Annotated in this window: 11 protein-coding genes and 1 other RNA gene; 4 read left to right on the top strand and 8 right to left on the bottom strand. The window is 60.3% G+C overall.

Annotated features, from left to right (window positions below; all coding sequences use genetic code 11):
• Positions 1–87 precede the first annotated feature (87 nt).
• From ACWNRM_RS02770 to ACWNRM_RS02740, 7 genes are all read right to left on the bottom strand, one after another.
• Positions 88–1158, bottom strand: a complete 1071-nt coding sequence (locus tag ACWNRM_RS02770) for an SDR family NAD(P)-dependent oxidoreductase (RefSeq protein ID WP_485169399.1) — start codon at positions 1156–1158, stop codon at positions 88–90.
• Positions 1159–1424: 266 nt separating this feature from the next.
• A complete protein-coding gene (locus ACWNRM_RS02765) occupies positions 1425–2375 on the bottom strand; it encodes a hypothetical protein (protein ID WP_485169398.1) in 951 nt (316 codons plus the stop codon).
• 164 nt (positions 2376–2539) lie between these two features.
• On the bottom strand, positions 2540–3769 hold the full coding sequence (locus ACWNRM_RS02760; protein ID WP_485169397.1) for a histidine-type phosphatase: 1230 nt from the start codon (positions 3767–3769) through the stop codon (positions 2540–2542).
• Entirely contained in the window at positions 3766–6360 is a 2595-nt protein-coding gene (locus ACWNRM_RS02755; protein WP_485169396.1) for a TonB-dependent receptor, read from the bottom strand. The genes ACWNRM_RS02760 and ACWNRM_RS02755 overlap by 4 nt, the downstream gene beginning before the upstream one ends.
• 108 nt (positions 6361–6468) lie before the next feature.
• On the bottom strand, positions 6469–7356 hold the full coding sequence (locus ACWNRM_RS02750) for a FecR family protein (RefSeq protein WP_485169395.1): 888 nt from the start codon (positions 7354–7356) through the stop codon (positions 6469–6471).
• A complete protein-coding gene (locus ACWNRM_RS02745; protein ID WP_485169394.1) occupies positions 7353–7859 on the bottom strand; it encodes an RNA polymerase sigma factor in 507 nt (168 codons plus the stop codon). Before ACWNRM_RS02745 ends, ACWNRM_RS02750 begins: the two co-directional genes overlap by 4 nt.
• 246 nt (positions 7860–8105) lie before the next feature.
• The gene (locus ACWNRM_RS02740) at positions 8106–8405 is read right to left on the bottom strand and encodes a DUF2312 domain-containing protein (protein ID WP_051395789.1); all 300 of its coding nucleotides are present in this window, start codon (positions 8403–8405) and stop codon (positions 8106–8108) included.
• A 252-nt stretch (positions 8406–8657) separates the two neighbouring features.
• Here ACWNRM_RS02740 and zwf point away from each other — a divergent pair, with 252 nt between their 5' ends.
• The gene (zwf, locus tag ACWNRM_RS02735) at positions 8658–10127 is read left to right on the top strand and encodes a glucose-6-phosphate dehydrogenase (RefSeq protein ID WP_485169393.1); all 1470 of its coding nucleotides are present in this window, start codon (positions 8658–8660) and stop codon (positions 10125–10127) included.
• A gap of 9 nt (positions 10128–10136) precedes the next feature.
• A complete protein-coding gene (locus ACWNRM_RS02730; RefSeq protein WP_485169392.1) occupies positions 10137–10610 on the top strand; it encodes a hypothetical protein in 474 nt (157 codons plus the stop codon).
• Positions 10611–10637: 27 nt separating this feature from the next.
• Here the strand turns inward: ACWNRM_RS02730 and ACWNRM_RS02725 are convergent, their stop codons facing one another.
• Positions 10638–11618 (bottom strand): alpha/beta hydrolase, encoded by a 981-nt coding sequence (locus tag ACWNRM_RS02725; protein WP_485169391.1) that lies wholly within the window; start codon positions 11616–11618, stop codon positions 10638–10640.
• Positions 11619–11909: 291 nt separating this feature from the next.
• On the opposite strand from ACWNRM_RS02725, the gene rnpB reads away from it, so the two are divergent.
• An RNA gene (rnpB, locus tag ACWNRM_RS02720) (RNase P RNA component class A) lies at positions 11910–12306 on the top strand.
• 423 nt (positions 12307–12729) lie between these two features.
• Entirely contained in the window at positions 12730–13200 is a 471-nt protein-coding gene (mraZ, locus tag ACWNRM_RS02715; protein ID WP_485169507.1) for a division/cell wall cluster transcriptional repressor MraZ, read from the top strand.
• The last annotated feature ends 10 nt before the right edge of the window (positions 13201–13210 follow it).

The raw sequence follows: 13210 nt of genomic DNA, 5'->3' as shown, positions 1-13210 counted from the left end.
ATCCCCTTCCCACGATCCGGGAGACGTTCGACTGCCTCAGACCGTGGGATCTGGCCCCTGATACCCGGTAATTCCAATTGCTGCCCATCAGGTCACGAGAGCACTGTCGCCGCCGTTGACCTCGAATTCAGCTCCGGTTGTCAGAGCCGATGCGTCAGAGGCCAGAAATACAGCAATGGGTGAGATATCCTCGGGCTGTAGCCAGCCTACAGGCTCGACCTCGGTCCGCGCGCGGTCCGCCCATGCCTGAGCCGGCGTGATCTCGCCCTGCACCTTGTGATGTACCTGCTGCTCAAGGGCCGCCAAACGCTGGGGGTTAAGCGTGAGAGCGGTACCCACCAGCCCCGGAATGATGGCATTCACCGTCATGCCATAGGACGCAAACTCCATCGCGGCAGATTTCATCAGCCCGATCAGGCCCCATTTCGAGGCCGAGTAGCTCGCCCCCCCCTTGGTGCCATGCCGCCCCTGCATGGATGAGACGATCAGAACACGTCCGCCTCGCCGGGTGATCATGTGAGGGACGAAAGCCCGCAGGGTACGGGCGGTGCCGTTCAGATTGTTCTCAATCTGGTCGTCCCAGTCTGCCTCGTCCATATCGAGCAGCGACTTCCACCCCTGAATTGCGGCATTTGCAACCAGTATGTCGATATGACCGAGGCTCTTGACCACCAGATCAGCCGCTGCCCGCATCTGATTGATCCGCCTTATGTCGGCTGTGATCGCCATAGCGCGACGGCCATATGAACGGACCTGCCTGACTGTCTCGTCAAGTTCCGCGTTGCTCGCTGGCACGGCATCGGCCACGCGGCTGATCGGTCCAGCAATGTCAAGCGCAACAACATCAGCGCCGTTGGCAGCATATTCGACGGCTATGGCGCGACCGATACCACGGGCCGCCCCGGTAACAACCGCAACGCGCCCCTGTAGCTGAGACCCTCGTCCCGGCCGGATCACCCCTGCGCTGAAAGCGGGTGAGTTGTTCGGCGTCGCGCGCGTCCCGTCATCATTGACGGCTGCGGCCCTGGCCCCGGTCGCAGACGAGAGAAAGGCCGCGCCGCCCGCCAGGCTGGCAACCAGCAACGTCCGTCGTGCGTGCCCATGCGCGGCCTCCGGTAGATTCCCCTGGATCGCCTTTTTCGTCTGAGAATGGGGCATGGTCGTATCTCCCTCTTTGAACGATGCCAATCATTCGGACACATTACGACACAAATCGGAGTGTATCGCGACACATGATCGTGTTCGTCAAGAAGTTGGAGGAATTCGTTCAATAGCGAGATAGAAAAATACCGATATCCTCAGTATTGTTACGAACAAGAAAAGATATATAGCTGAAATTAAAATTAATTTTCGACTTTTTGTTGCGAGAAGAACTTCCTCATGTCAAATTTTCACTTAGTCCCGCCAATCAGGCAATGCCAGGCTCAGGGCCGGGGCGGCCAACGCAGTGTCGGTTCGGAACGTACACGTCTTGCGCCTGCCTCCTCCGCCTGTCTCATCCTTTCGGCCTCCGCTGAGGCACCACGCGGGGCCATTTCCTGGCGATAGGCTTTCAGGCGCCAGGCATCGTCATCTTGACCAACAGAGCCTTCCGCCCCGGCGCTCTGAACGGGAGACGAAGATGTCGCCCGGTTATCATAGGGGCTACGCGGCGGACGCGGTGCCTCGCGAGGCGGCGGCGGATCGAAATGAGTGGGACGCAGGATGCGCTCCAGATTTTCCTGTGCGCCCGATTCCGCATAACTGTAGTCATCCCGTGCCGCAGGCGAAGGGGAACGGTCACGGCGCTCGTCGATGGAAGAATCGCGTGGCTGGAAAACTTCGCGTGGCGAGACCTCTTGGGCCTCGGCATCCTGCCGGGGGCGCTCAGCCGGCCCCATTCGGCTTGCCTGAGGCCGCTCGGGCTGAATACGGTCCGGATGCAATCGCGCCGCTGCGCCATGATCGATGGTCGGTCTCTCATTCGCAGGGCGCTCGCCTGCGAGCCGTCCGGTCGGGGGGCGATCGTCACCCTGGGGACGCTGGTGCGCTTGGCGGTTGGCCTGAGCAGACCACGGCATGGGGTCGGGGGCGCGCATGGTTTCAGTCGGACGAAGGGGCGGCTCAGCCTGCCCGCCAGACGCTGCCGCTCGCCGGGGCGGCGCATAGATCGGCTCACCCGAGGGGCCAGTTTCGCCAGCGCCCTGAGCCAGCCTCATGGCGATGATCCGCAGCTCCGCCCGCACCTCGTTGAGTTGCAGCTCCACCTCTTCCAGCCGCGGTTTCACCCCGAAGATGGAAAATGGCATGAGGATGAACATAAGTCCCAGCCCGAGCAGGATAAACCCTGCAAGAAACTGCATCCACAGAGGGAGAGAAAGGAGCGCGGTCGTCATGATCAGCGATCTATGCTAATTTTGCCGACTCCGCCAAGAGCGATCTTTTGAGTCCAGCCTTCCCGCCCAGCAGCCGTCGGCGCTCAGATTGGCTCCCAGCGCCCGTAACGGTGCCTCCCCAGTCTCCAGCTGCGAAAGCGATGCTGTTCTCGGCAGCTCAGCTTCTAGCGAAAATCCGTCCCCGTGACGGTTACAGCAAGCGGTTGAGCGCCACCGCTCTTGCCTTCCCTCAGGGCTTGCAGGGATTGATGGAATATCAGGGCGCGATAGACGATCTGCCCTTTTCCATCGCGCCATTGCTCGAAAGCCAATGTCGTGTCCGGGGCCGTGCTGTCTGGCTGATCACTGAAATGCCAGTCCAGCCCATATCGGGCCGCCAAGGCATCAAGCGTCGTGTCATGACCCGCAAAGGCGAGAAGCCGTGTTGCGGGTGAGACGATCGAACCATCCCCCAGCGTGATCGCCTCGCCTGCCATGAATCGCGCGATAATATCCGCCATGACCGCGCTGCGTGCGGCTACAGCGACACCATGACGACGAACGAGCCCAGACAGATAGTCATGCACCGGAAGCACGGTTGTCAGCAGAGCCGGGTTGATTTTCCCTACCCATGCCTCACGGACGGACGCATTTCCCGCCCGGTCAAGGCTTTGCGCATGGATCAGCATCAGGTTTTCAGCGAGCGTTGCTGCCAATGTCATCCCTCCGCCCAGTGACGGTCGCCCCTTTTTCTCACTGACCACAAGGCCGGTTTTAAAACAGGGTCCCTGCCCCGTCTCACAGGCTTGTGGCGCAAAAAGCTGCTGCAACGCTGCCAGCCCGGCATTCACGCTGTCAGGACGCGCTTGTCTGTCATTCCGGGCCAGCTGCGTCGCGTCCTGTGCCATCTGATCATGGTGCTGTTTCACGAACTCAGCCGTCACAGCGTCGAACACCGGATCATCCTGCCCGGCGGCAAGTGAGCGGGCCGCGATTTCATGCCCCGGCGAAAGGGCACGGGCCATGATCTGCCCGCTCTCACGGGTGCGGTCATCGGCAGAATCCGCCCATATGAAGGGAGGCGTCGCCCCAAGGCAGGGAGACGCATTTTGTGTGCAGGCAAGATCGTAATAGCGAGCAATGCCCTGCATCATGGCATCGAGTGTGGCGCGGCCATGATCGGTCAGTTCGCCGGGGGCCACTGGCCAGGAGGGCCAGACAACCCCGGTTTCCTGTTCGAGGCTGCGGGGATCATGCGTCGGGCTGCGTATCCCATGGCGTGCGATCAGTACAACGCGCTCCAGTCTCGCTGGCGCCGCAGGCTCGATCGCAGAGAAAACGGGAGATGGGGCGGCTTGTGCTTTGCCTGTGCCACCCACCGCCAGCGCAACAACGAGAACGAAGGCGCGGTTCATGGCAGGGTGACCGTCAGGTTGAAGAACACAGAGCGACCCGCCAGACGCCAGTAGAGCGGTGCGCCATCTGGATAACCCGCACTGGCGGCAGACTGGTTACCGGCATAGTCGCTGATGCCACGATTATTGAAGAGGTTGGATATCTTGAGGCTGGGCGTCACATCGCGCATGAAGCCACCCAGCTTCTTGAAATGCCACCCCAGGGCAAGATCGGCCGTGGTGGTGCTGCCAATACGATACTGATTGGCAAAGACTGTATTGCCAGCGCTATCGGTGGTGCTGTCGAGCCCATAATGATTACCGACGAATTTGCCGATAAGCGAGGCATAAGGGCCCTTGTTGTCGTCATAGAGCACACCGAAGGAGGCGAGCACATTGGGGGTCGCTGCCACGCGCACCGAGCTGTGCTTGTACTGCGCGTCATTCACGCTGTAATTGCCATAAAGCGACACGCCATGACCGATGGCATATTGCCCCTCGACTTCCAGCCCCTTGTAGATGGCGCCACCACTATTGACCGAAGTGCTCTGCGTGCCAAAGCCGGGCACCTTGATCTGCGCCGAGGCGATGAAGTTCGAGAAATTGATGTAATAGGCGTCGAACGAGACCGTCCAGCGCTTCTGCTGCACCACTGTGCCGATCTGATAGTTCAGCGTGGTTTCAGGGCTGACATTACCGACATTCTGGGTCTGGAACACGCTCATGGGCGGCGCGAGAAAACCGCGGGCAATCTGGGCGTAGGCACTCCAGCCCGGCAGGATGATCTGGTTTGCCGAGATCGAAGGCTGCCATGAGCTGAATTGCTGCGTCGCGTTCAGCGGCACCTTGGTCGATTTATTGACCGCCGCATCATAATCACGACGGAAGTAGGAGTATTTGATGCCCGGCTTGATGATGGTGTTGCGGAACGGCTTCCAGTCGAATTCGAGATAGGGCTGAACGGTCGTGTTGAAATCCGAAATGTCATAGCTGTATGCCGAGCCATTCTTGCCAGGCACCATGATGCCGCCCTTCGTCAGATCGAGGGCATAGGTATAGCGCCGGTCGTCCTGCAGATCGACCCAGGCACCAAGCAACACATCACCCTGCGACGTATGGGCCTTGAAGGTCAGGGTGTCGCCATAGTCACGAAATTTCGCATCCGCATATTTACCGGGCACGTCATTCTTGTAAGTGGCCAGCTTCTTGCCTGCAGTTGAATAGAAGGTCACGCCATTGGCGCTCGGGTCATCCGAACTGGCGTCGGTGGACTCGGTGTAATCGTGTTCAAAACCGTTCGTATAAAGTCGGTTCTCGATTGTCAGCCAGGGCAGCACCTTGCTCTTGATATCGATGTAATCGAAATCCGACGTGTAGGTGCTCGGCTGATACCCGGCATAGCATTGCAGCGCAGGATTGAAGCAGAGGCCATAATCCTTGCCGTATTTACGATATTGGGCCAGCGTGGCCCCCTGCGTGGTGTTCTGGTTCTCCCAGTTATAGGTGGTCAGCAAGGTCAGGGTCGTGTTTTCCCCCAGCCGCGCGACATCCTTGAACAGCAGGTTATTGCGCCGCTCTCCCGAGCCGGTCAGATATCCATCCGTCTCCTCATGCTGCAGATCCAGCACCATCGAACCGAAACGGGTCTTGCCGGAATCGACCTCCACACCCCCGGCACGGGTGTTGAAGCTGCCATAGGTGCCATAGGGTGTGACCCCGAAATGCTGTGCAGGGGTGCGGGATTGAAACCCGATCGTCCCGCCAAAGGTCGCATTACCGATAGTCGAGGCGGTACCCGGCCCACGATTGACCTGCACCTCGCCCAGAAAATGCGAAATGAAAAGCGACGAGGTGGTGTGGTGCAGATCGCTGGCATTTCCGAACGGGATACCATCGAACAGCATGTTGTACTGACCATCCTGAAAGCCGCGCAGGCTCATGGTCTCGGCCTTGCCCATGCCGGGGCCGTTGGGATTCTGTGTCCAGATGCTCGGCTGGAACTTGATGATGTCATCCACGCTTGCCAGTGGCACGATATTATTGGTGATGAAGCGCTTCTGGATGACCGAGGTCGGTTCGGTAATGGTCAGAGGTACGGTGGAGGGCGCAAGGCGCTCGGCCCGCCCGATGACCGTGATATGCTCCTGCCCGGTTTTGTCGTCGTGTTTGTCATGCGCGAAATTGCTGCCACGGGCGGCATTGGCGATTACAACAGTGCCATCGGGCTGGATATGCGCACTCAGCCCGGACCCGCCCAGCAGACGCTCCAGTGCCTTGTCGAGCGTCAAGCGCCCCTTTAGCGCCGGAGCATGCCTGCCGCGCACCTGATCGCTCGAGAACAGGATGTCGCGCCCGGACTGCCTCGCGAGGGCGGTCAGGGAGTCTTCGAGTGGTCCCGCAGGCTGACTGAACCCTGTGACCACACGCCCTTCCCCGGAGGCCGCATCCACTGCCCCTGCGTGCCGTAAGGCAGGGGTTTGAGCCAGGCCAGGAAGTGGCCAGGCACCTAGCGACAGCAGCACCATTGCCAAACGTTGGCGACGTGCGCGCGGCTGCGTGGCAGGAAGAGGGCATGAGGCAGGGCGATCAGAGGCATACAGGGCGGGAATCATTGAAGCGGGTTTCCGTCAGGGTACGACCGGATTGGTCTCTCCCTGGCGAGACGACAGGCATGATCAGGCCCTCATCTGTTTCGATGTCGTTTCATCAAAGCTTAACAATCAGAGCTGCACGACCGAGATCAGATCGGGGGCAAAAACCACCCGCAAAGGCAGAAGATGCGCCAGCGCCCGGAAGAAACGAGCCGGGTCATGGGTGTGAAAGACACCGCTGATGCGCAAAGAGGCAAGCGAGGGCGAAACAAGCCTGACAGGACGATCGCTGTAACGGGCCATCTCGTTCAAAGCCTGCGCAAGCGGCGTGCCATGAAACACGGCGCGCCCCTCACGCCAAGCCAGCAGATCATCCAGCCTCCCGGGCCGCTGGGTCACCAGACGGGTCTGCCTGTCATATGCAAAGACCTGCCCTGCCTGCACAACATGCGACGCGCCGGGTTTTTCCAGCCTTGCACTCCCCTCAAGCACCGCAAGAGTCATGGCAGTGCTCGTCACATTCAGCGCATAGCGACCGCCACGCCCGGACACGGACCACGAGCAACAGTCGAATCGCGCCTGCTGCCCGAGTGGCGCGGCCATTACCTCGTAGCGCCCTGCCTCGAAAACCATGCGCCTGGTGCGCGGTGCGAGAACGAGCGCACTGCACGCATCCATCTCCACACGCAGCCCAGATGCCATGACGCGCCGATGCTCGCCACGGCCCGTACAGATCGTCCGCGCCTCTGCCACATTTGCCGCGACAGCGAGACTTGCCCCAAGGCCGACGATACCAGCCACGACGCCACGACGCGACAGCGGCAGGGAGCCGCCTCTCTGATGTGACTGTGCAAACTGCCCGCCCTGCCAGATCTGTGAGACGAGGTTATAGGCCTGATGATGCGCCTGCTTTTCCTCAAGCCACGCATCGAAACGCCTGCGGTCAAGGTCGGAACACCGGTCGGACATGAGCCGCGCCTGCCAGTTTGCCGCCTGTTCGATTTCTGCGGGCGTCACGCGTCCACCGCTGTATCGGTCAGGAGCGCCATCGCCAGATGGGCAAGGGCTCGCGCCATGGATTTTTCGATCGTGCTGACACTCAGCGAGAGGGCTGTGGCAATCTGGCTGTAGGTCAGGTCATCCAGACGATGCATCAGGAAGATACGCGCCGTGCGGGGATCGAGCGCATTGAATGCCGTGCGCACGCGCCTCAGTTGCTCGCGACCCAAGACGATGCGTTCCGGTCCCGGCGCAGCACAGACGGGCTCTGCGCTGGTATCATCGTCCAGCGATCCCACACGCAGCCGTGCTTCGCGCCGAGTGCGGTCGATGGCGAGATTGCGTGCCGCGCGCAGGACATAGGCTTCGGGATGTTCGATGCCGTCCAGCCCGCGCTCGAACAGATGCATGAGCGCGGTCTGAAGCAGATCATCTGTATCGTTGCGCCGGTTCTGACGCCGGATACGCTCGTGCAAAGACGTCCAAACGGACTGCCTGAGGCACCATTCTGCCGCTGACATTGCCATCCTGACCGTAATGAAACAACCGGAACCGGGCGTTTCATATCAATGGCCGTTCCCAAAGTCAGGGAGAGATGGGTCGTGTCTTTAAATCTTCATGAAACCCGGCGCTGGCTACTCAGGGCACAGCGGGAACAAGTGCGCCCGGCGACGGGGCACATTCACCTTGCCGGGTCGCACGCCCATGAAACCGGGTTCAGAAAACAGGCATCGATAAACGTGCGCGGTTCGCGTTGGAAATAAGTCTTACATTCCAAGCGCGCGGCGATAGATATCGAGCAGCGTCTCCTGCTCTTCAATTTCGTTGGGCTCTTTCTTGCGCAGCTTGATGATGTTCTTGATGGTTGCAACATCGAAGCCGGCCGACTTGGCTTCGCTGAAGATATCCTTGATATCGCCCGCCAGCGCCTTGCGCTCTTCTTCCAGACGTTCGACGCGCTCGATAACGCTACGCAGGCGGTCAACGGCAATGCCACCCACATTCGAGTCAGGATCGGCAGCCTGACGCGCACGGCTGGCGGCGGCTTCGTCAATATCAAAAGGCATGTCAGACATGGTGACCTCGAAAACAGGGGTTGCACACGGCCCGGTCGGGCCAGAACAGCCACAGATGCACGCAGCGGGATTTTGCAAGCACTTGCGAAGAACGGCGGCTTATCGCGCCGGGATAGGCCGGGTCAACGCATATTGCGAGGGAACGACCGGCCATCTGGCGGCTTAGCTTTGCTACCTTTACCCCATCCGGGCGTGCATGTCATAAGACCGCACTGTCCCACCCAGAACCGGAGAGCCAGGAAGATGACCAACTGCCATCAGGTTGCCCCATTCGACTATGTCATTTTCGGCGCCACTGGCGATTTGACGATGCGCAAATTGCTACCCGCCCTCTATTACCGCCTGACCATGGGGCAGGTGCCGGAGACAGCGCGCATCATCGGTACGGCCCGTTCGCCGCTGTCGCGCAGCGACTACCAGACGCGTGCCCGTGATGCGCTCAAGCGTTTCGTCAAGAGCGATGATTTCGACGAGGATACGGTCGATCGCTTCCTGGACATGGTCCATTATGTCAGTCTCGACGGGTCCAAGCCTGACAGCAACTGGTCGGGGCTGCGCGACGTACTCAGCCACAAGGCCGAGGAGCATGTGCGCGTGTTCTATTACGCCACGGCCCCTGACCTCTATGGCGCAATCTCGAAGAACCTGCATAACGAAGGCCTCATCACTGATGACAGCCGTGTCGTGCTGGAAAAGCCGATCGGCATCGATCTGAAGACGGCCGAAGAGATCAATGAAGGCGTCGGCCAGTACTTCAAGGAAAGCAACGTTTTCCGCATCGACCACTATCTTGGCAAGGAAACCGTCCAGAACGTGATCGCGCTGCGCTTTGCCAACCCGCTTTTTGAGGCGGTCTGGTCGGGTGAGCATATCGAGTCCGTGCAGATCACGGCAGGTGAGCTTGTCGGTGTCGAAGGCCGCGCTGCCTATTACGACAATTCTGGCGCCCTGCGCGACATGGTGCAGAACCATCTGCTGCAGGTGCTTTGCCTGGTTGCCATGGAAAAGCCGGCCTCCTTGCAGGCCGACGATGTGCGTGACGCCAAGGTGGCTGTCCTGAAGTCGCTCGTGCCGCTCGATGCCAGCACGCTGCCCACCAGCACGGTGCGTGCCCAGTATACAAAGGGTCACAGCAAGGGTGCGACGGTCGATGGCTATCTCGACGAGCTCGGCCATGACAGCAACACCGAGACCTATGTTGCCCTGCGTGCCGAGATCGACAGCCCTCGCTGGAAGAACGTGCCGTTCTATATCCGCTCGGCCAAGCGTCTGAAGGCCAAGGTCAGTGAGATCGTGGTCACGTTCAAGCCGTCCGCCACCAAGCTGTTCCCGTCCCAGCCGGAGAAGAATGTGCTGGTGATCCGCATTCAGCCGGATGAGGGCGTGTCGTGGCAGTTCAACGTCAAGAACCCGCTCGATGATGATTTCGGCCTGTGGGAAACCAACATGGACGTGCATTTCGAGCGCGAATTTTCTGTCCGTTACCCCGATGCCTATGAGCGCCTGCTGCTCGATGCCGTGCGCGGCTATCCTGTGCTCTTCATCCGTCGCGACGAGGTCGAGGCCGCATGGAAGTGGGTCGCGCCGGTCATGGACGCCTGGGCAAAGAACGAGGTGCCGATGGCGCATTATGCGGCGGGCAGCTGGGGCCCCGAGGAAGCGCGTCAGATGCTCGCCCGTGACGGGCAGATCTGGCACGAAGACATGGAATAAGGCATCCCCTTGGCCTCTGAACCCAAAACACCCTTGCAGCCCGGCGCACCCAGACTTGGTTCGGGTCGCCGCAAGCCCCGCACGCTCAAGCAGCATCTGCTGCGCCGCCTGATCGTGCTGGTGCCGGCCTCGCTCCTGGCCATCCTCGTCATGAAAATGGGGTGGCTGGATCAGGCGGCCGACAAGATCCAGTTCGATCGTCTGGCATGGTTCGACAACACGAAGCTGGTCGAGCATCTGCGCGTCATGGTCACGCATAACGGTATGACCGACGTGCCGGCCAAATGTCTCGTGCCCATTCTCAATGGCAATGATCCGCCAGATGCAACACGCATCGATTTCATGCAGCGCAGCAATGATGGCTGCCCCGGAAAGCCGGGTACTTTTGACCGCCTGTTCACCATCAAGGTCAACCGTGCCGATCGCATGCTGGCGACCGATCAGGGTACACCCGGCCGGTTCCACGCCATGTCGCAACAATAAAGAAAGCCGGGCCCTGAGCCCGGTTTTTTATTGCGCCTTGCTGTACCGCGCGAATTGCGCCCGCAGATACGCCCCGCCCAGCCGCAAGGCGCGCCGCCCTTCGACCACGACAGCATAGAAATTGAGAAAGCCATGAATGGCTTTTGCACAGCAGACGAGACGCACCCGTACCCCTGCTTCACGCAACAGCGTGGCATACAACTCGCCCTCACCTCTCAACGGATCGAACCCGGCCGTCACGATCATGGCGGGAGGCGCCACTGACAGATCATCTGCGAAAACTGGCGCAAAATCCGGGTCGAGCATGTCACGATCGCGCCGGATATACTGCCGGCCATACCAGTCGAGCAGACGCGCTGTGAGCATAAACCCTTCCGCGTAGACAGCGCGGCTTAAAGGTGACCAGAGACCCGACACCGTGGGATAGTAAAGAAGCTGGGCGACCACGCGCCGCATGCCCTCCACTCCGGCACGGCGTGCCAGCACGGCTGCCAGATTCCCACCTGCGCTATCGCCACAAACAGCGATGGGCAGATCACGCATCCCGGCCTGCTGATCGAGCCATTTTAGGGCCGCCCATCCGTCCTCGACGGCCGCCGGATAGGGATGTTCCGGGGCCAGCCGGTAATCCAGAGACAACACCATCGCGCCTGCATGGCGCGCGAGACGGCAGCACATGCCGTGATGCGACACCAGATCGCAATGGACAAACCCGCCACCATGCAGAAACAGGATGACGCCCGTCACTTCGCCCCTCGGACGATACAACCTCGCCGGACGCACATGATCGCCGCACGGGATATAGAGAGTCCGCCACGCCTTTATCTGCAAGGCAGAGAGACCCTGCGGAAAGCTCGGCATGCCCGTCATGCGGCGCAGGGCAGCGAGCGATTCCGGGGTCAGGTCGTTCGGTATGGGCAGACCATCACGCCCCTTTGCGGCGCGCTTCAGCCATGAGAGGAAGATCCTGTAGGGCAATCCGGGGCGTGCAACGGGCAAATCAGTCATGCACGGACCCTAGCACAGGATGTACACACATAACCGGCCTCCAATCATCCGCCCCCGGCCCGAGAGGCTCCACCCTCTCGCGAGAGACGTTCAAATCGATCGCCGCGAAAAAAGGACACTCTCCTCTGCGGCGTCATAACGCGGCCTCTTTCCCCCGCTTCACACCGGATGCAGCGCGCGCGAGACACCGCCTCGGTTTCAGGCATCGGATCTCAGTAATGGTAGCCGCTACTGAGCGAAAAGCGCGCCTTGCGCTTGACCCGCCTGCCCTGTTGGGTCAGGTTGCGCCCGTCAGACGGTCGGGCGATCGCTGCTGCGCCGGTGAGAACCGTCGTGATGGAGGAAAGTCCGGGCTCCACGGGAGAACGATGCCGGCTAACGGCCGGCGGGGGTGACCCTAGGGAAAGTGCCACAGAAAACAAACCGCCTGCCAGGCTCTCGGGCTGCAGGCAAGGGTGAAACGGTGCGGTAAGAGCGCACCGCTCCTTCGGTAACGCGGGAGGCAGGGCAAACCCCATCGGGAGCAAGACCGAATAGGAATGGCGGATCCGTCCCCCGGGATGGGATCAGAGGCTCTCCCGCCTTGTCATTCGGGTTGGTTGCGTGAGGCCGGTTGCAAGACCGGTCCCAGAGGAATGATCGCCCCGCTTTCAGCGGACAGAACCCGGCTTACAGACCGTCTGACACTTAGACACCGGCTGAGCTTGCGGCACCAATACCGGCATTGTCGAAGAAATATCCCGAAATAGTCGGATGATGTAAATAAGCGCCAAATATACGCTTCTTTTACGCTTTTCGCCCCAATCATGCCGCAATCGCCGTGCGGGCTGCCACAATAGGAACATAACAAAAACGCCTTATCGATGAATTGATTCGTCGGCCTTTGATTTCGGGTCAGAACATATCAAGAACACCCATCTTGGCTCTGTTTAAAAAACTTGGAAATTCCGCCGTTTTTTGTTGCGAATTGTTTGACGTCCCATGAAATCCCATGATATCCCAAACTCATCCCAAGCGGTTTTTTTCGACATGACGCTCAAAGTCCTGTCCCGTGTCGGGTCCGAAACATCTGCGGCAATCACTCCAGGACGAAGGGGAGGCATCGAACGGCGTGAGTGTGTTCCTCGGCACGCATCAGAACCGCTTCGACGCCAAGGGCCGCGTGTCCATTCCGGCTTCCTTTCGCGCGGCCCTCAAGGCCCAGGCGCAACCCGATGAGAGCCTCGTGATTCTACGCCCGTCCCATCTTCACCCCTGCATCGAGGCCTGGCCCAGCGCTGCCTTCGCCACACTGGCAGGGCCGGTGGAATCGCTCGATATCTTCTCTGACGATCATGATGATCTGGCCGCCAGTCTCTACGCCGACGCTTACCCGATCGACGCCGACAAGGAAGGGCGCATTATCCTGCCAGACGTCCTCAAGCGTCACGCCAATCTCATCGACGAGATTTCATTCATGGGTCTGGGGCGCGTGTTCCAGATCTGGGAGCCCGAAGCCGGTGCCAGGCGCCGTGAAGAGGCGCGCGCGCGCGCGCGGCGCATGACCAGCCGCCCCGCCACACAGGGCGAGGTGGTGTCGTGAACACCCTTGT

Source organism: Asaia sp. A2, assembly GCF_057319415.1.
The sequence above is the reverse complement of the archived record's forward strand: the minus strand, read 5'-3'. Positions and strand labels throughout refer to the sequence as shown.